We start from the raw sequence: 15,800 nt of genomic DNA on the forward strand, positions 1-15,800 counted from the left end.
CGGACACCTCGTCCGGCGGCCCGCCGCGTTTCATCCATCCGGGATCGCCACTCGATCGGCGTCCCCGAGGGATTCTCTTACACCGCGCACACGTTCCTGCAGGTATTGTCGTACAGCGTGACGCAAGCATAGTCACAGCTCATGCCGCCGCACGTTTGCTGGCCAAGGCGGCTGAAGGACTCGTGACCGTGAACGGTGCCTTCGGCGGCTTGGGGTGCACGCGAGGGCTCATACGACTCCACGTGGAGTGCGTCCAGCGACAGCTTCAGCTTCTTCATGGGTTCTCTCTCGATGGTGTGGAGGGTGCCCGCGGGCCGGGCACGGGCTCGGGCTGCCGGGCCGGAGTTCAGCGCAGGCGAGATGCCCGGCCCGCCGGTCGTCGTACGTCTGCCCGTTCAGCAGTAGCCGGGGTCGGTCCAGCCCGTCATGGGATCGCTCGTGCACCCGTTCGCCCAGCTCTCCTGGCAGGAGTAGTCGTCGGTGCACACGCCGCCGTTGCAGGACCCGGCCTGGTACGTGAACGGCGGATCGCAGGCGTCGAGCGAGTCGTTGGGCTGCTTGGTGCGGCTCAGTCCGTGCACCGTGCCGCGCGCTTCGTCCAGGTCGCCGGTCTCGAACGATTGGACGGTCAGGGTGTCCACGTCCAGCTTCAGCTTCGGCATGCGGACCTCGGCGTGTGGGTGAGTGTGCGCCACGGGTGGCGCGGTGATCTCTGCTCAGGGCGCAACAGACCTCTGCAGGTCAGCCGCGGCCATGTGGAACCGGCGGCTACACATGTTCATCGATAATAAATCGGACGCAAAAAGATTGCTACCCTCTGGCTCCGAATGGTTCGTCGTACCCTCCGTCTCCGGAGGCGCGTGCGATTTTCGCATGCCGGAGACTTGCGTCGTCCCGGGCCCGCCCGCAGCTTCCTCACCCCTCGACCGCTCGCGCGGGGCAACCATTTTCGATAGAACGCAATGCGCTATTTCGTCACCATCGCCGGCCGCACCGTGGAGGTGGACCTGACCGGCCACACGCCCGTGGTGGACGGCACCCCCGTCGAAGCACAGATGCAGGCGCTCCCCGGCACGCACGTCCGCAGCCTGACCGTGGACGGGCGCTCGCACACCCTCACCGCGAAGCCGGGCGACCGGCGCGGGCGCTGGCAGATCTCGCTGGGCCGCGAGCGCTTCACCGCCGACGCGGTGGACGAGCGGACGCGCGCCATCCGAGAGATGACCGGCGGCGCCGAGGCCGAGGTGGAGAAGACCATCGTCGCGCCGATGCCCGGGTTGGTGGTGCGGATCGACGTCGAGGTGGGCCAGGCGGTGAAGGCCGGCCAGGGCGTGGTCATCGTCGAGGCGATGAAGATGGAGAACGAGCTGAAGGCCCCCGCCGACGGCGTCGTCGCGAAGATCCTGGTCCAGGAACGCCAGACGGTCGACAAGGGCGCGACGCTGATCGTGCTGGAGTAGGAGACAGGGTACAGGGGACAGGGGATAGGGAACTGCAGGTCATTGCGATCGATCGGCGCCGGTGCGCGAGCGGAGCGATCGACTGGCAGGGCAGGCGACCTCGATCCGCCAATCCCCATCCTCCGATCGCTTGACTCGCGGTTGGAGCCTCGCTTCTTCATCTCCCTGTCTCCTGTCTCCTGTCTCCTGTCTCCTGTCTCCTGTCTCCTGTCTCCTGTCCCTGTCCCTGTCCCCTAGAGGCCATCATGTACCGGAAGATCGAAGACTTCGAGCGTGACTGGGCCAGCGAGTCCGAGGCTACGCTGAAGGTGCTGCGCGAACTCACGGACGCGTCGCTGGAGCAGCGCGTCTCGCCGCAGGGGCGCTCGGCCGGGCGGCTGGCGTGGCACCTGGCCGGGACAGTGCCGGAGCTGCTGGGCGCCGCCGGGCTGAACGGCCTCGAGGGCCCCGGCGAGCACGACCCGGTGCCGGAGCGCGCCTCCGAGATCGTGGAGGCGTACGAGCGCGCCGCCCGCTCGGTGCCTGGTGCGGTGCGCTCGCAGTGGAGCGACGACGAGCTGGCGGACGAGATCCCCATGTACGGCCAGTCGTGGCCGAAGGGGCAGGCGCTCTCCGTGCTCGTGCTCCACCAGACGCACCACCGCGGGCAGCTGACGGTGCTGATGCGCCAGGCGGGCCTGAAGGTGCCCGGGTGCTACGGCCCCGCTGCCGAGGAGTGGGCGGCGATGGGGATGCCCGCGATGGCGTAGGGGACAGGGGATAGGGGACAGGGTACAGCGTACAGGGACTGCATTAGGCCCTCGCGCCGCTTGCCGTCCCTGTTCCCTGTACCCTGTCCCCTGTTCCCTGCTTTCATGCCGATCACACCCGCACACGCCGCCGCGGCCTGGCCGCTCCACCGCGCCTGGCCCCGCTTGCCGCTGGCCGCGCTGGTGATCGGCACCTTCTCGCCCGACCTGGAATACATCCTCCACCTGGCCCCGCGCGGCAAGTTCGGCCACTCGCCGGCGGGGTTCGTCGTCTTCTGCCTTCCCGTCACGCTGCTGGTGTGGTGGGCGTGGCGCGCGCTCGTCCGCCCCGCGCTCACGCCGCTGCTGCCGCCCGGCCTCCGCCGCGCGGCCGAGGCGCCGCCGCCGGGCCGCCGCTCGGACGTGCTGCCGCTCGCCATCTTCGCCGCGCTGCTGGGCGCGGCCACGCACGTGCTGTGGGACGGCTTCACGCACGAGGCCGGCTGGGCCGTGGCCTTCTTCCCGGCGCTGATGGCGCAGGCGTTCGGAGGCCTCCAGTGGTACTCCGTCTTCCAGTTCGCCAGCACCCTCGTGGGCGGGGTGATGGTGATGATCTGGATCGCCCGCGAGCTGCGCCGCTTCCCGCGCGAGGAGCGGCGGTTCGGGCCGGGGCAGCGCGCGCGGCTGGTGCGCTTCGTGGCCTTCGTCTCCGCCGTCACCCTCGCCGGCGCCGCGGCCAACGCACCGTTCGCGCCCACGCTGGCCATGCAGCTCGGCCGCGCCTTCGTCGGGGCGATGCTCGGCTTCGGCATCGCCCTCGTCGCCTACGCGCTGTTCCGGAGATGGAGGGGAGAAACCTCGGAAGATGTAGTCGCGTAAGCCTGATGGAGGACGATTTTCGAAGGCCCGATCATCCTCCGAGCCGAACAGCCTCGCGCAGTTTGCGAGGCTTCCCGTAGTTGTTGCTGCGACTTCTTCAGTCGCCGGTGGGGAAGCCCGCCCCGAACTTCCCTGAGCGATTGACGGATCTATAGTTGCCGCCGCACGTGAGTCATCGCGAAGGCGCTGGATCTACTCCAACGCGATGTATCTTCCGATAGTACTCACGATATATCTTGACATGCGATATATCGCTTCGTTATATCTTGACCAGCCAGGGTTGGACCGAGTTCCACAGAGACAGGGGAGGGGAGAGATGTTCGGACGATTCCATCACTGCGGGCCCCGCGAGTGCGGCCCGCGCGGGCGTGGCGGGCCGTGGGCGTTCGCGTTCGGGCCGGGCGGGTGGGGCGGCCCCGGCGGTGGGCAGTGGGGCGGGCCGGGTCCCGGACGCGGCCGCATGTTCGGCCATGGCGACCTGAAGTTCGTGATCCTGAACCTGCTGTCCGAGAAGCCGCGCCACGGCTACGAGATCATCAAGGAGCTGGAAGACCGCTTCGGCGGCACCTACTCGCCCAGCCCGGGCACGGTGTACCCCACGCTGGCGCTGCTCGAGGACCTGGGCTACGCCCGCTCGCAGACCGAGGAGGGGAATCGCAAGGTGTTCGAGATCACCGACGAGGGGCGCAAGTACCTGGAAGAGAACAAGTCGACCATCGACGACATCTTCGACCGGGTGGACGACTTCGGCTCGTTCATCGGGCCGGTGATGCACGGGCTGGGGCGCGCGTTCGGCGGCCTGGGGCGCGCCACCTTCCGCTCGGCCATGCGCCATCAGGGCGACGAGCAGTGGATCCAGCGGGCCAAGGAGATCCTGGAGCGCGCCGCGCGCGACATCGAGGGGCTGAACTGAGATGGACGCCCCCGGCGACCCCGCGGAGCCCGATCCGGGCGTGGACCCCGCGGCCGCGTTCTTCGGCCTCTGGCCCAGGATCGCGGAGCCCACGGGTGATCAGCCGGCGCACGTGATCCCGCTGCACGCGCGTCCGCGGGTGATCGCGCACGAGCCCCCGCGCCTGCGCATCGCGTGACTGCGCCAGATTGTCGGACGAAGCACGCCGGCGGATGCAATTGCGTCCGCCGGCGTGCTTCGTGGTGGAAAATGCGACTCAAGTCGCGGCTACAACCGCACGCAGTCCGCCTTCGCGGACTTCCATCGTGGTGGTTCCGGCGGCGGCGTGATCCCGATCGGGTTGATGCTTCCCCGGACCTGCATCTCGCGTCTAGATTGCGTCGTCTCCCGGAATCCGACCCTCTCCCGCGACCGCGCATGCCGCGAATCGAACCGCTCGAATACGACCAGATGCCCGCCGAGGCGCGCGCCGCGCACGACGGGCACCTGAAGATCGCGCGCATCACCAACATGAAGCGCACGCTGCTGCACTCGGTGCCAGCGTTCGACGCGCTGATGACGTGGTACCGCCTGCGCGACGCCGTGCAGCCGTTCCTGGGCGAGCGGCTGACCACCCTCTTCGCGCACGCCGTGTCGGCCGAGACCGACTGCCTGATCTGCTCCACCTTCTTCCGCCGCATCCTCATCGACAGCGGCGAGGACCCCGACGCGCTGGCGCTGGACGAGCGCGAGGCCGCCGTGGTGGAGTTCGGGCGCGCGCTGGCGCAGACGCCGCACCGCATTCCCGACGCGCTGTACGGGCGCGTGGCGGCGTATTTCGGCGACGGGCAGATGGTGGCGCTGACCGCCTTCGGGGCGCTGATGGTGGCCACCAACGTGATCAACAACGTGCTGCAGGTGCCGCTGGACGACTATCTGCAGCCGTACCGCAGGCAGCCCGCGGCCGCCGCGGCGGAAGGGATCGGGGCGCATGGGTGAGTTCAGCGGCCGCGTGGCGTTCGTCACCGGCGCCGCGCACGGGCAGGGGCGCGCCGCCGCGCTCGCGCTGGCGAAGGCCGGCGCCTCCATCGCCGCGTTCGACGTGGCGCGCCCGCTGGCGTACCCCGGCTACGGGATGGGCACGGGCGCGGACCTGGACGCGCTCGTGGCCGAGTGCGAGGCCGCCGGGAGCGCGGCCCTCGCCTTCGCCGGCGACGTGCGCGACGACGCGGCCATCACCGCCGCGGTGGAGACGACGGTGGAGCGCTTCGGGCGCATCGACATCCTGTTCAACAACGCGGGGATCTGCGCCTACGGCCGCGCCCACGAGCTCACCGAGGACGAGTGGGACGCGATGCTCGGCATCAACCTGAAGGGGCCGTGGATGGTGGCCCGCCGGGCGATCCCGGTGATGATCCGGCAGAATTCCGGCGTCATCATCAACAACTCCTCGGTCGCGGGGCTCAGGGGGATGAACCGGCTGAGCCATTACGCCGCCAGCAAGCACGGCCTGGTCGGATTGACGAAGAGCTGGGCGATCGAGCTTGCGCCGCATGGCATCCGCGTGGTCAGCCTGCACCCCACGGGCGTGAACACGCCGATGAACGACGGCCTGGCCGAGCTGGAGGGGAAGACGGTCGAGGAGATCGCCGAGGCGTCGGCCGGCAACCTCCTCCCCGTCCCCTGGATCGAGCCCGAGGACGTGGCCGAGGCCGTTCTCTACCTGGCCAGCGACCGCGCGCGCTTCGTCACCGGCAGTGGCCTGGTGCTGGATGCCGGCCTGCTGACGCGGTGATCGCGGCCGATCACGACGACGTGGAGGGGGATGATGATGAACGGGATGGCGATGGCCGCGGCGGTGACGGTGATCGCGGCGGGGTGCGGGACCGGCCGCGAGACGTTCACCGACCCGGCGATGCCGATCGAGATGTCGCGCGGCGCGGAGTTCGACATCGCGCTGAAGTCCAACCACAGCACGGGGTACGAGTGGGTGCTGGTGGACTCGGCGGCGCTCGCCCCGCTGCGTCTGGTCGGGCACGGCTACTCGGTCCCGCGCGCGAACCAGGACCGCAACGGCGCCGGCGGCACCGAGCGCTGGACCTTCACCACCCCGGAGCCGGGACACGCCGTCATCGCCCTCGTCTACAAGCGCCCGGGCGAGAGTACGGCCGCCGCGGATTCGGCGCGGTTCCGCGTGCGGGTGCGGTAGATACCGCGTCTACCGCTCGCGTAGCCGCACCTTCGTGATCTCCTCCACCGCGGCCATTACTGCGTGGAAGCCCTCGATGTCCCTGGGGCGCAGGCGTTTGCGCAGCTCCGCCTCGAACGCCTCGAGCTGGCGGTTGGAGCGCTCGGCCATCTCCCGCCCCTCGTCGGTGATGTGGATCATGAACGAGCGGCGGTCGCCGGGGTTCACCTCGCGGCGGATGAGGCCGGCCTCCTCCAGCCGGTCCAGCATGCTGGTGAACGTCGACTGCTTGATCCCGAACACCCGCACCAGCTCGCCCACCGGCGCCGGCGCATAGCTGCGCAGGTACGTCACCAGGTGCGCCTCGGCGGTGCTGAGGCCGGTGTCCGCGTCCAGCCCTTCGAGGTAGACGGCAATCTGGCGCGACGCCTTGTGGAGTGGCGACAGGAATTCGAGCGGCATGCGGCCTCGCGTCGGGTGAATTGCTACGATCTCGGAATATACGATGCCCCTGCCGCCCGATGCGATAGCCCTTGACGCGGCATCGGCGCGCGGGTATTTATGCCGATGTCGGATGGTACGATATCGTATCACTCCGGATCTCCATTCCCACTCCTCGTGAGGTGACGAATGACCGCAACCGCCGCCGCGCCCGCCAGCGAAGTCGCCGGATTCCGCCACCAGGCCGGGATCGTCCACCAGGTGCTCCGGATGAACGTCGAGGGGTTCACCCACGAGGAAAGCCTGATCCAGCCCAGCCCCGCGGGCAACTGCCTGAACTTCGTGGTGGGCCATCTCCTCTGGGTGTACAACAACGCATTGGCGATGCTGGGCCAGGAGGGGGTGATGGAGCCCGGCGCGCTGGACCGCTACGCCCGCGGCGCCCCGCCCCTCACCGACCCCGCCGAGGCGATCGACCTGGGGACGCTGATGGCCGCGTGGGATACGGCGTGCGAGCGCGTGGATGCCGGGCTGGCCACGCTGACGCCCGAGTTCCTGGACCAGCACGCGCCCAACAGCCCCACCAACAATCCCGACGAGACCAACCGCACGCTGCTGGGCACCGTCTTCTTCCACCAGGCCTACCATTCGGGCCAGGCGGGGCTCCTCCGCCGCATCGCCGGGAAGAAGGGCGCCATCGCCTGAAGTGGAGACGTGCCGACGCGCGCGATCCGGCATGGTATGGGGAGATTGGGGATGATGTAGCTCCGGAAAGCCCGGCGGACGTTCGCGTTCGCCGGGCTTCCGTCATCTCCGTCACTCCCTGAAAGGATGATTAGGGGCAGTCACCGAGGGTTTACGAAAACTGCGACGGATGCTATTCTCCCTTGCACTGCGAACCGCCCACTCGGGGACGGCGCGGGTAGGACTCATCACAGGGAGTGGCCCAATGGAGAAGGTGAAGCTGAGCCTGGACGAGCTGTCGGTCGAGTCGTTCGAGATGGGCGCCGAGGAGGCGCGCGGGACTGTGAACGCGAACGAGTTCGCGCCTACCGCGCCTACCTTCTATTGCCCCTGCATCGAGCACACCTCGCCGCACGAGTGCGGATGAGCGGCGGCTGATCGGTCGCTGATGAACGCGAACAGGCCCGGCGAGCTCGCCGGGCCTGTTCGCGTTCTTCGATGTCTGCGCGCTGCAGGTCGCACGCACGCCGCGCGCCGCCCTGTCAACCGCGCCGGAGGATGGAGATGCCGAGCGCCGCCGCCCGCGTTATCTTGGGCGCCCGGACGCGGTTCCGTACTTCCGTACTCTCGTACTTTCGTACTTTCCCGAAGCGAAGATGAGCGACACACCGGCGGCGAACATCGGCGAGGATTCCGGCAGCACCGGCCCGGCGGACGGCGGGAAGCAGGCGTGGACCGAGCGCGTGGTGGCGCCCGCGCTGGCGAAGCACCCCGAGCGGCGCGAGCGGTTCGTCTCCACCAGCGGCGTGGAGGTCGACCGGCTGTACACGCCGGAAGACACGGCGGCGCTCGACTACCCGCGCGACCTGGGCTATCCCGGCGAGTACCCGTTCACGCGCGGCATCCAGCCCACCATGTACCGCGGGCGCTTCTGGACCATGCGCCAGTACGCGGGCTTCGGCACGGCCGAGGAGACCAACACGCGCTTCAAGCTCCTGCTGCAGGCGGGGCAGACGGGTCTCTCCACCGCGTTCGACCTGCCCACGCAGATGGGGTACGATTCGGACGCGTCGATGGCGGCGGGCGAGGTCGGGCGCGTGGGCGTGGCCATCGACTCGCTGGCGGACATGCGGCGGCTGCTGGACGGGATCCCGCTGGACAGGGTCAGCACCTCGATGACCATCAACGCCACGGCGGCCATCCTCCTGGCGTTCTACATCGCCGTCGCGGACGAGCGCGGCATCCCCCGCGGCAAGATCAGCGGGACGATCCAGAACGACATCCTGAAGGAGTACATCGCCCGCGGGACGTACATCTACCCCGTGGAGCCCAGCCTGCGCCTGATCACCGACATCTTCGCGTTCTGCAACGCCGAGGTGCCGAAGTGGAACACCATCTCCATCTCCGGCTACCACATCCGCGAGGCGGGGGCCACGGCGGCGCAGGAGATCGCCTTCACCTTCGCCGACGGGCTTGAGTACGTGCGCCGCGCGCTGGACGCGGGGCTGGACGTGGACAGGTTCGCCCCGCGGCTCTCCTTCTTCTTCGCCAGCCACAACGACCTGTTCGAGGAGGTCGCCAAGTTCCGCGCGGCGCGCCGCCTGTGGGCGCGGCTGATGCGCGAGCGCTTCGGCGCGGGCGACGACGCGGCGAAGCTGCGCTTCCACACGCAGACCGGCGGGGTCACGCTGCAGGCGCAGCAGCCGCTGAACAACGTGGTCCGCGTCACGGTTCAGGCCCTCGCCGCCGTGCTGGGCGGTACGCAGAGCCTGCACACCAACGGCTACGACGAGGCGCTGTCGCTCCCCACCGCGCAGGCGGCCACGCTGGCGCTGCGCACGCAGCAGGTGCTGGCGTACGAGAGCGGCGCGGCGGACACGGTCGATCCGCTGGCCGGCAGCTACTATGTCGAGTCGCTGACGACCGCGGTGGAGGAGAAGGCGCGCGAGTACCTGGAGAAGATCGAGGAGATGGGCGGCGCGTCCGAGGCCATCGTCTACATGCAGGAGGAGATCCACCGCGCCGCGTACGAGCACCAGATCTCGGTCGAGGCGGGCGACCGCATCGTCGTCGGCGTCAACAAGTTCCAGTCCGCCGAGGGGGAGCCCGTCGACCTGGCCCAGCCGGACTTCTCCGCGCTGGAGGCGTCGCAGCGGGCCCAGCTGGCCGAGATCAAGCGCGGCCGCGACGGCGCCGAGGTGCGCGCGCGGCTGGAGGCCATCCGCGCCGCCGCCCGCGGCACCGACAACCTGATGCCGCACATCATCGACGCCGTGAAGGCGATGGTCACCCTCGGCGAGATCAGCGACGCGCTCCGCGAGGAGTGGGGCGTCTACCGCCCGGAGTGACCGCGGCGGCTGGACGACGGATGTGGAAGCGCGAAGGGCCTCCCCGCCGGGGAGGCCCTTCGTCTTTCGTGCTCGATCTCGGGCTGCGTCAGGGCGCCGGGGGCGGCATCGTCGACGCGCCGATCGCCGCCAGGATCGCGAGCACGGCGCCCGCGGCGATCAGGACCACGTGGCGCCGGCCAATGCGGGCGTCGGGGCGCACGCCGCGGCGCTCGGCCATCGCGTTGATGGTGGCCTGCACGGGAAGGAGCGGCACGAAGGAGAAGAGCGTGGCGATGGTTCCCGGCCCCGGGAACCGCCACGCCGCCGAGATCAGGAAGAAGGCGATGGCCAGCACCATCGGGCTCCACGCCACCGCCACCGAGCCGGCGCGCGCCTGCTCGGCCACCTCGTCGAAGAGCGAGTAGCTCCACAGCGGCGCGAAGAACGAGCGCCAGAACGGCATCAGCCGGCGGCCGGTGCGCTCGCGCACCCGCGTCCAGTTGCGGTAGAACCAGTACAGCTGGTACAGGCCGAGCGAGAAGAAGGAGAGCAGCGCCAGCTTCTGCAGCGCCATCGCATGGAGCTCGCCCGCCTCGGACGCGGCCAGCCCCGCCGGCGCCTCCGTCTCGATCGCGGCCTGCGGGAGCGGATGCCCGCAGCGCACGCACGCGGGGATGTCGCCGGGGAGCGTCTGTTCGCAGGCGGGACAGGTGACCAGTGACATCGGTTCCTTCGAAGGGATTCGTGGCCGCCGCGGCCGGAAGCCATCTCCGCCCGGCGCGGCGGCGTGCGGCCACAAATCTCAACCCGCACAGCACTTGCGCGCAAGCGGCACGGGCGCGGCGACCCAGCTCATGTTCCCCCGTTCCGCTCGCGCACGATCTCCCCGAGGATGGTGCGTACGTGGCTCGACAGGCGCTGGCGGTCCGTGAACCCGGCGAACGGCGTGGCCGTGTCGGTGAACGCGTGGAAGTCGATGCGCCTGCGCAGCCCGGGGTCGTCGGTGAGCCAGTTCCGGTACGTCTCCAGCCCCGGGTCGCCGTCGCGGAACGAGCGCGAGTAGATCAGCAGCCGCGTCCGCCTGGGCGCCAGCGCGTTGACGAACGCCTTCAGCGCGGTATCTCCCTGCGCCTCGGTGCTGTGCGCGAAGGCGGAGCGATGGATGATGACGAGGTCGGGATCGGCCTGCAGCACCTCGGAGATCTGCGCCGGCAGCTGGGCCCAGCTCTGCGGGACGGAATACGCCTGGGCCCGCGGAAAGCCCGGGTCCTGGCCGAGGATCGCCCGGATCTCGTCCGAGTTGGTGAAGGCGGGATCGCGCAGTCCCTGGTACGTGTTGCGCGGGTTCGCCATCAGCAGGACGGACAGGTCCCGCATGGTGACGGGGTGTCCGCCCGCCGGCTTGTCCTGCCAGAGGGGATAGAACCCGGCCGCGGTGATCAGCACCAGCACCGGGCCCAGGCACTGGAACAGGAGCTTCCGCTCCTTCAGGTCCGGCACTTCGAGCGGGCCGATGCGCTTGCCCGGGAAGTAGGGCGCCAGCATGAACGCCAGGCTGATCAGGACCAGCGATCCTCCCAGCGCATCCGGCTGGCCGAGCTTGTGATAGGTGCTGACGAGGTCCATCGGTGTCTCGCGGTGGGCGTCGGACGGGGAGAACCGGGCGGGCAACCATCATAGTGCTGTTTTGGAGGGCCGGATCGCCAGATTTTCCTGCGCCCACGCGAATCGCCCCGCCACGAGTGGAACGTGGCGGGGCGATGCGTGTCCGCGCTCGGGCCGTCACATCAGTGTGCAGGCCTCCTCGAAGGCGAGCCGCGGCAGGCGCGGGAAGAGCTTCTCGCGCGTCCCGTAGCCCAGGTTCACCAGGAAGTTGCTCTTCACGTGCCCCTCGGGGAAGAACTCCTGGTCGCACCCCTCGCACTCCCTGCCCGCGCCGAAGAACTCCTCGTCGAGCCGGGCGTTGTCGAAGCCGGACATCGGCCCGCAGTCCAGCCCCAGCGCGCGCGCCGCCATCATCAGGTAGGCGCCCTGCAGCGACGAGTTGCGCCGCGCGGTGGTCTCCACCAGCTGGGGATTGTTCGCGTACAGGTCACCCATCGCCGGGTTCGGGGGGAAGAGCTTGGCCATCTTGTGGTAGAACAGCAGGTCGTACGCAACGATCACCGTTACCGGCGCGGTCATCGTCTTCTCCACGTTTCCCGGCGCCAGCACGGGGCGCAGCCGCTCCCTGGCCTCCCGCGAGCGCACGAACACGAAGCGCGCCGGGTTCGAGTTGGCCGCCGTCGGCCCCAGCTTGCACATCTCATACAGCTCGCGGAGCGTGTCGTCGCTCACCGGCCGGTCCTGCCAGCTGTAGTACGAGCGCGCCTCGCGGAAAAGCACGTCCAGCGCCCGGTCGTCCACCCGCTTCTCCATCATCCCCCCCGTCGTTGCCGTTCCAGGCCGAACCACGAACGGGAGATGGAGATTGCAACATCCGCGCAGGGCCGGGTGGCAGACGCAAAGGCGACTCGCGCCGACGGCGTTTTCGTGCCCGATCAGGCCGGCGCCGCCGCGGCGGCGGGGACCAGGTCGCAGTACGCGAACCGCCCGCCGCGCATCACCACCTCGCCGACGTCGTACTCCACCGGCGCGCGGAAGCCCGGGCCGGCGGAGACGAAGGTGTGGAACTCGCCGTTCTCGCCGCACGGGTCCACGCCCGCGGGCAGATCGGCCAGCAGCGCCGCGTCATACGCGCGCCCGGCGAAGCCCGCGTCCAGCTGCGTGGTGTCCACGCACACCAGCCGCGCCTGGAAGCCGCGCTCCACGAATTCGCCCGCGAGCGCCGCCGTGCCGCGCCCCCAGAGCGGGAACACGGGCTCGAAGCCGAGGGGGATGACGCGCTCCTCGCGGTAGCGGCGCACGTCCTCCAGGAACAGGTCGCCGAACGCGATCCGCCGCGCCCCGAAACGCCCGCGCACCTCGGCCAGCGCCGCGGCGAGCGCCGCCTCGTAGTCCGCGTTCGAGCACTCGGGCTGCAGCCGGAACTCGTGCAGCGGCAGCCCCAGCGCCGCCGCCTGCGCCCGCAGCAGCTCCCGCCGCACGCCGTGGATGCTGATGCGCTCGTATCCGGCGGTGACGCTCGTCAGCAGGACGATGGGGCCGTGCGCGCCGGAGGCACGGAGCGCGTCCAGCGCCAGCGCGCTGTCCTTGCCGCCGCTCCAGCTCAGGATCAGGGGTTCGGGCATCTTCTTCCGATCGGCAGGGGAGGTGGAGGGAGGAAGATGCCCGGCCGGCGGCGGATCCGACAGGCGGCGGCAGGACGGATCCGCATTCGAGCCGATCTCCCGATGCCGCCTTAGATCCTTATGAGTCTTTCGATGGTCGATCGCTGGATGGACTCGCATGGCCAGAACTCCTGAGAGTTTCCGCCATTTTTGCCGGAGGGGTTGCGCTGCGGTCCGTCGATCCGTTACTGTTCCCGCCATGAGCAACGTCACCGCCTGCGCATTCTGGTGCTATTACTACCGGCTTCCCCACGGGAACCCGGAGTTGGTCGCGCGCGGCTGAAGACGCAGCCACAGCGAAGCAACGGAGGGCTCCCGAGCGGATCGGGGGCCCTCAACTGTTTCCAACCCCGCCCGCCGCACTCATCACCCGGAGAACCCCAGATGATCATCGTCACTCGTCCGAACGTCAGCGATGCCGAGGTAGACCACATCCGCGAGCGCGTGGAGACGCTGGGGATGCGAACGCACGTCTCGCGCGGCGAGCGGCGCACCATCATCGGCTGCATCGGCGACGAGGCGCTGCTGCAGGAAGCCGCGCTCCTCTCGCTCCCGGGCGTCGAGTCCGTCACCCCGGTGATGAAGCCGTACAAGCTGGCCTCGCGCGAGTTCGCCGCCGACCCGTCGGTGGTGCGCATCGGCGACCGCGCCGCGGCCACCATCGGGGGGCGGCGGCTGGCGGTGATCGCCGGGCCCTGCTCGGTGGAGGGGCGCGAGATGCTGCGCGACAGCGCCGTCGCCGTGCGCGACGCCGGGGCGGGGCTGCTGCGCGGCGGCGCCTTCAAGCCGCGCACCAGCCCCTACGCCTTCCAGGGGCTGGGCGAGGCCGCGCTCCGCATGCTGGCCGAGGTCCGCGCCGAGACCGGCCTTCCCGTGGTCACCGAGGTGATGGACACGCGCCAGGTGGAGCTGGTGGCCGAGTACGCCGACGTGCTGCAGGTGGGCGCGCGCAACATGCAGAACTTCTCCCTTCTCTCCGAGCTCGGGCGCGTGCAGCGCCCCGTGCTGCTGAAGCGCGGCCTCTCCGCCACCGTCAAGGAGCTGCTGATGGCCGCCGAGTACGTGATGGCGCAGGGCAACCGCGACGTCATCCTCTGCGAGCGCGGCATCCGCACCTTCGAGACGGCCACCCGCAATACGCTCGACGTGGCCGCCATCCCCGTCCTCAAGGCCGAGACCCATCTCCCCGTCATCGTCGACCCCAGCCACGCGGGCGGGCGCGCCGACCTGGTGGCGCCGCTCTCCTTCGCCGCCGTGGCCGCCGGCGCCGACGGGCTGATCGTGGAGGTGCACCCCGACCCGCTGCGCGCGCTCTCCGACGGCGACCAGTCGCTCACCCTGTCCGCCTTCGTGGAGCTGATGCACGGGCTGCAGCCGTTCGCCCGCGCGGCCGGGCGCGACCTGCCGCTGCCGGAGCGCGGCGGCCTGCGGGAGGCCGCGTGAGCGCCCCCGCCGCCGCGCCGGCCCGCGCCCAGCTGGCCGAGATCCGCGACCGCATCGAGCAGCTGGACCGCCAGATCATCGGCCTGATCGCCGAGCGCGTGCAGCTGGGGCGCGAGGTAGGGGGCGTGAAGCGCGAGCTGGGCCTTCCCACCCTCGACCCCGCGCGCGAGGCCGCGGTGGTGCGCCGCGCCGGCGCCCTGGCCCGCGAGGCGGGGCTCGACGACGAGGACGTGCGCTACATCTTCTGGCACCTCATCGGCCTCTCCCGCCGCGTGCAGATGGAGGAAGGGTGACCGAGGTCCGGAGCGTCGCCGTCGCCGGCCTGGGGCTGATCGGCGGCTCGCTCGCGCGTGACCTGGCGGCCCGCGGCATCCGCGTCCTCGGCCACGACCGCGACCCCGCGGCCGTCGACGCCGCGCTCCGGGAAGGCGTCCTCGCCGCCCCGCTCGGCGAGGACTTCGGGGGATTGGAGGATGGAGATGTGGACGCGCTCGTGCTCGCCGTCCCCGTCCGCGCGGCCGTGGAGGTCCTCGCGGCCGCCGCGCCGCGCCTTGCCTCCGTCCGCCTGGTGACGGATGCCGGCAGCACCAAGCGCGGCATCGCCGCCGCCGCGGAACGGCTCGGCCTCGCCACCCGCTTCGTCGGCGCGCACCCGCTCGCCGGCGACCACGTCTCCGGCTGGTCCGCGTCGCGCCTCGATCTCTTCGCCGGCGCCCGCGTCTACCTCTGTCCCCCGCCGGATGCGTCCTCCGAAGCCCGCGACCTCGCGCGGGCGCTGTGGACGACGGTCGGCGGAAGCGTGGTGGAGATGGGCGCCGCGGAGCACGACCACCTCCTGGCGTGGACCAGCCATCTTCCGCAGATCGCCTCGACCGCCCTCGCGACGGCGCTGGCGGGGCAGGGAATCGCGCCCGCCGACCTGGGCCGCGGCGGCCGCGACGTCACCCGCCTGGCCGCCAGCTCGCCCGCGGTGTGGGCCGACATCGCGCTCGACAACGCGGACGCCCTGCTCGAAGCCGTCGATGCGCTGCGCGGCCGGCTGGACGCATTCCGGCTCGCGCTGGAGCGTGGGGACGGGAAGAGGGTGCACGACCTCTTCGCCGCGGGCCAGGCGTGGTCACGCGGGCGAAAGTGACGCGAGTGGAGAGGGCTCCGCGCGCGGATTGTTCGCCCGCGCGGGGGTTGACCCAAGGCTGATTCGGCATTATCATTGTGTTCTTCGCCGCGAGCACGACTCGCGGCTGTTGTTTGAAAACCAGGGTGTGGGATGTCCGTGCGGGTCTCGCCGGGGGCGTACCGTCTCCCGGGCCGGCCGAAAGGCCGGAAACGAGATCTAGTCAACGGTATTCCGAACAAGCGTAACAACGTTTGTTCCTACAGAGCTGTTTGGATTCTCTAATGGAGAGTTTGATCCTGGCTCAGGACGAACGCTGGCGGCGCGCTTAACACATGCAAGTCGTACGGGGTTCACCCTTCGGGGTGGGCT

Annotated in this window: 21 protein-coding genes and 1 rRNA gene; 15 read left to right on the plus strand and 7 right to left on the minus strand. The window is 70.2% G+C overall.

Annotated elements, in window-relative coordinates; translation table 11 throughout:
• Window positions 1-77: 77 nt before the first annotated feature.
• Both VLK66_RS05565 and VLK66_RS05570 read right to left on the minus strand, forming a co-directional pair.
• The gene (locus tag VLK66_RS05565; protein WP_325308390.1) at window positions 78-278 is read right to left on the minus strand and encodes a hypothetical protein; all 201 of its coding nucleotides are present in this window, start codon (window positions 276-278) and stop codon (window positions 78-80) included.
• Between the two features lie 117 nt (window positions 279-395).
• On the minus strand, window positions 396-662 hold the full coding sequence (locus VLK66_RS05570) for a hypothetical protein (protein WP_325308391.1): 267 nt from the start codon (window positions 660-662) through the stop codon (window positions 396-398).
• Between the two features lie 300 nt (window positions 663-962).
• Here VLK66_RS05570 and VLK66_RS05575 point away from each other — a divergent pair, with 300 nt between their 5' ends.
• The 8 genes from VLK66_RS05575 to VLK66_RS05610 all read left to right on the plus strand — a co-directional run bounded on the left by VLK66_RS05575 (window position 963) and on the right by VLK66_RS05610 (window position 6,168).
• The gene (locus tag VLK66_RS05575; protein ID WP_325308392.1) at window positions 963-1,460 is read left to right on the plus strand and encodes a biotin/lipoyl-containing protein; all 498 of its coding nucleotides are present in this window, start codon (window positions 963-965) and stop codon (window positions 1,458-1,460) included.
• Between the two features lie 245 nt (window positions 1,461-1,705).
• The gene (locus VLK66_RS05580) at window positions 1,706-2,209 is read left to right on the plus strand and encodes a DinB family protein (protein WP_325308393.1); all 504 of its coding nucleotides are present in this window, start codon (window positions 1,706-1,708) and stop codon (window positions 2,207-2,209) included.
• 105 nt (window positions 2,210-2,314) lie between these two features.
• Window positions 2,315-3,067: a DUF4184 family protein gene (locus tag VLK66_RS05585; RefSeq protein WP_325308394.1), complete on the plus strand. Its 753-nt coding sequence runs from the start codon at window positions 2,315-2,317 to the stop codon at window positions 3,065-3,067.
• Between the two features lie 316 nt (window positions 3,068-3,383).
• Window positions 3,384-3,980, plus strand: a complete 597-nt coding sequence (locus tag VLK66_RS05590) for a PadR family transcriptional regulator (RefSeq protein ID WP_325308395.1) — start codon at window positions 3,384-3,386, stop codon at window positions 3,978-3,980.
• Window position 3,981: 1 nt separating this feature from the next.
• Window positions 3,982-4,158 carry a hypothetical protein gene (locus tag VLK66_RS05595; protein WP_325308396.1) on the plus strand — a complete coding sequence of 59 codons (177 nt, stop codon included), beginning with the start codon at window positions 3,982-3,984 and terminating at the stop codon, window positions 4,156-4,158.
• Window positions 4,159-4,397: 239 nt separating this feature from the next.
• Entirely contained in the window at window positions 4,398-4,958 is a 561-nt protein-coding gene (locus VLK66_RS05600; RefSeq protein WP_325308397.1) for a hypothetical protein, read from the plus strand.
• Window positions 4,951-5,754 carry a mycofactocin-coupled SDR family oxidoreductase gene (locus VLK66_RS05605; protein WP_325308398.1) on the plus strand — a complete coding sequence of 268 codons (804 nt, stop codon included), beginning with the start codon at window positions 4,951-4,953 and terminating at the stop codon, window positions 5,752-5,754. Before VLK66_RS05600 ends, VLK66_RS05605 begins: the two co-directional genes overlap by 8 nt.
• Before the next feature lie 30 nt (window positions 5,755-5,784).
• Window positions 5,785-6,168: a protease inhibitor I42 family protein gene (locus VLK66_RS05610; protein ID WP_325308399.1), complete on the plus strand. Its 384-nt coding sequence runs from the start codon at window positions 5,785-5,787 to the stop codon at window positions 6,166-6,168.
• 9 nt (window positions 6,169-6,177) lie between these two features.
• Here the strand turns inward: VLK66_RS05610 and VLK66_RS05615 are convergent, their stop codons facing one another.
• Window positions 6,178-6,609, minus strand: coding sequence for a MarR family transcriptional regulator (locus tag VLK66_RS05615; RefSeq protein WP_325308400.1), 432 nt, complete (start codon window positions 6,607-6,609; stop codon window positions 6,178-6,180).
• 168 nt (window positions 6,610-6,777) lie between these two features.
• Between VLK66_RS05615 and VLK66_RS05620 the strand changes: the two genes are divergently transcribed.
• From VLK66_RS05620 to VLK66_RS05630, 3 genes are all read left to right on the plus strand, one after another.
• Complete coding sequence (locus VLK66_RS05620) at window positions 6,778-7,293, plus strand: DinB family protein (protein ID WP_325308401.1); 516 nt, start codon at window positions 6,778-6,780, stop codon at window positions 7,291-7,293.
• Between the two features lie 244 nt (window positions 7,294-7,537).
• Entirely contained in the window at window positions 7,538-7,699 is a 162-nt protein-coding gene (locus VLK66_RS05625; protein ID WP_325308402.1) for a hypothetical protein, read from the plus strand.
• A 229-nt stretch (window positions 7,700-7,928) separates the two neighbouring features.
• On the plus strand, window positions 7,929-9,620 hold the full coding sequence (locus VLK66_RS05630) for a methylmalonyl-CoA mutase family protein (protein WP_325308403.1): 1,692 nt from the start codon (window positions 7,929-7,931) through the stop codon (window positions 9,618-9,620).
• Between the two features lie 88 nt (window positions 9,621-9,708).
• Here VLK66_RS05630 and VLK66_RS05635 read toward each other — a convergent pair whose 3' ends face one another.
• The 4 genes from VLK66_RS05635 to VLK66_RS05650 form a co-directional block, all read right to left on the minus strand.
• On the minus strand, window positions 9,709-10,326 hold the full coding sequence (locus VLK66_RS05635) for a hypothetical protein (protein WP_325308404.1): 618 nt from the start codon (window positions 10,324-10,326) through the stop codon (window positions 9,709-9,711).
• Between the two features lie 128 nt (window positions 10,327-10,454).
• Window positions 10,455-11,228: a hypothetical protein gene (locus tag VLK66_RS05640; protein ID WP_325308405.1), complete on the minus strand. Its 774-nt coding sequence runs from the start codon at window positions 11,226-11,228 to the stop codon at window positions 10,455-10,457.
• Between the two features lie 156 nt (window positions 11,229-11,384).
• On the minus strand, window positions 11,385-12,020 hold the full coding sequence (locus VLK66_RS05645; RefSeq protein ID WP_349260484.1) for a malonic semialdehyde reductase: 636 nt from the start codon (window positions 12,018-12,020) through the stop codon (window positions 11,385-11,387).
• Between the two features lie 122 nt (window positions 12,021-12,142).
• Window positions 12,143-12,832 (minus strand): hypothetical protein, encoded by a 690-nt coding sequence (locus VLK66_RS05650; protein WP_325308407.1) that lies wholly within the window; start codon window positions 12,830-12,832, stop codon window positions 12,143-12,145.
• A 423-nt stretch (window positions 12,833-13,255) separates the two neighbouring features.
• Here VLK66_RS05650 and aroF point away from each other — a divergent pair, with 423 nt between their 5' ends.
• The 4 genes from aroF to VLK66_RS05670 form a co-directional block, all read left to right on the plus strand.
• Complete coding sequence (gene aroF / locus VLK66_RS05655; protein WP_325308408.1) at window positions 13,256-14,314, plus strand: 3-deoxy-7-phosphoheptulonate synthase; 1,059 nt, start codon at window positions 13,256-13,258, stop codon at window positions 14,312-14,314.
• Entirely contained in the window at window positions 14,311-14,607 is a 297-nt protein-coding gene (locus VLK66_RS05660) for a chorismate mutase (protein WP_325308409.1), read from the plus strand. The genes aroF and VLK66_RS05660 overlap by 4 nt, the downstream gene beginning before the upstream one ends.
• Entirely contained in the window at window positions 14,604-15,449 is an 846-nt protein-coding gene (locus tag VLK66_RS05665) for a prephenate dehydrogenase (protein WP_325308410.1), read from the plus strand. The genes VLK66_RS05660 and VLK66_RS05665 overlap by 4 nt, the downstream gene beginning before the upstream one ends.
• Window positions 15,450-15,709: 260 nt before the next feature.
• Window positions 15,710-15,800, plus strand: a 16S ribosomal RNA gene (locus tag VLK66_RS05670); the annotation flags it as partial.

The sequence above is a fragment of the Longimicrobium sp. genome (genome assembly GCF_035474595.1).
Lineage (GTDB): Bacteria > Gemmatimonadota > Gemmatimonadetes > Longimicrobiales > Longimicrobiaceae > Longimicrobium.

Bases quoted from the DNA above. Each gene is read 5' to 3' on its own strand.
- VLK66_RS05565 (WP_325308390.1), bottom strand. From the start codon at position 278: ATGAAGAAGCTGAAGCTGTCGCTGGACGCACTCCACGTGGAGTCGTAT.
- VLK66_RS05570 (WP_325308391.1), bottom strand. From the start codon at position 662: ATGCCGAAGCTGAAGCTGGACGTGGACACCCTGACCGTCCAATCGTTC.
- VLK66_RS05575 (WP_325308392.1), top strand. From the start codon at position 963: ATGCGCTATTTCGTCACCATCGCCGGCCGCACCGTGGAGGTGGACCTG.
- VLK66_RS05580 (WP_325308393.1), top strand. From the start codon at position 1,706: ATGTACCGGAAGATCGAAGACTTCGAGCGTGACTGGGCCAGCGAGTCC.
- VLK66_RS05585 (WP_325308394.1), top strand. From the start codon at position 2,315: ATGCCGATCACACCCGCACACGCCGCCGCGGCCTGGCCGCTCCACCGC.
- VLK66_RS05590 (WP_325308395.1), top strand. From the start codon at position 3,384: ATGTTCGGACGATTCCATCACTGCGGGCCCCGCGAGTGCGGCCCGCGC.
- VLK66_RS05595 (WP_325308396.1), top strand. From the start codon at position 3,982: ATGGACGCCCCCGGCGACCCCGCGGAGCCCGATCCGGGCGTGGACCCC.
- VLK66_RS05600 (WP_325308397.1), top strand. From the start codon at position 4,398: ATGCCGCGAATCGAACCGCTCGAATACGACCAGATGCCCGCCGAGGCG.
- VLK66_RS05605 (WP_325308398.1), top strand. From the start codon at position 4,951: ATGGGTGAGTTCAGCGGCCGCGTGGCGTTCGTCACCGGCGCCGCGCAC.
- VLK66_RS05610 (WP_325308399.1), top strand. From the start codon at position 5,785: ATGATGATGAACGGGATGGCGATGGCCGCGGCGGTGACGGTGATCGCG.
- VLK66_RS05615 (WP_325308400.1), bottom strand. From the start codon at position 6,609: ATGCCGCTCGAATTCCTGTCGCCACTCCACAAGGCGTCGCGCCAGATT.
- VLK66_RS05620 (WP_325308401.1), top strand. From the start codon at position 6,778: ATGACCGCAACCGCCGCCGCGCCCGCCAGCGAAGTCGCCGGATTCCGC.
- VLK66_RS05625 (WP_325308402.1), top strand. From the start codon at position 7,538: ATGGAGAAGGTGAAGCTGAGCCTGGACGAGCTGTCGGTCGAGTCGTTC.
- VLK66_RS05630 (WP_325308403.1), top strand. From the start codon at position 7,929: ATGAGCGACACACCGGCGGCGAACATCGGCGAGGATTCCGGCAGCACC.
- VLK66_RS05635 (WP_325308404.1), bottom strand. From the start codon at position 10,326: ATGTCACTGGTCACCTGTCCCGCCTGCGAACAGACGCTCCCCGGCGAC.
- VLK66_RS05640 (WP_325308405.1), bottom strand. From the start codon at position 11,228: ATGGACCTCGTCAGCACCTATCACAAGCTCGGCCAGCCGGATGCGCTG.
- VLK66_RS05645 (WP_349260484.1), bottom strand. From the start codon at position 12,020: ATGGAGAAGCGGGTGGACGACCGGGCGCTGGACGTGCTTTTCCGCGAG.
- VLK66_RS05650 (WP_325308407.1), bottom strand. From the start codon at position 12,832: ATGCCCGAACCCCTGATCCTGAGCTGGAGCGGCGGCAAGGACAGCGCG.
- aroF (WP_325308408.1), top strand. From the start codon at position 13,256: ATGATCATCGTCACTCGTCCGAACGTCAGCGATGCCGAGGTAGACCAC.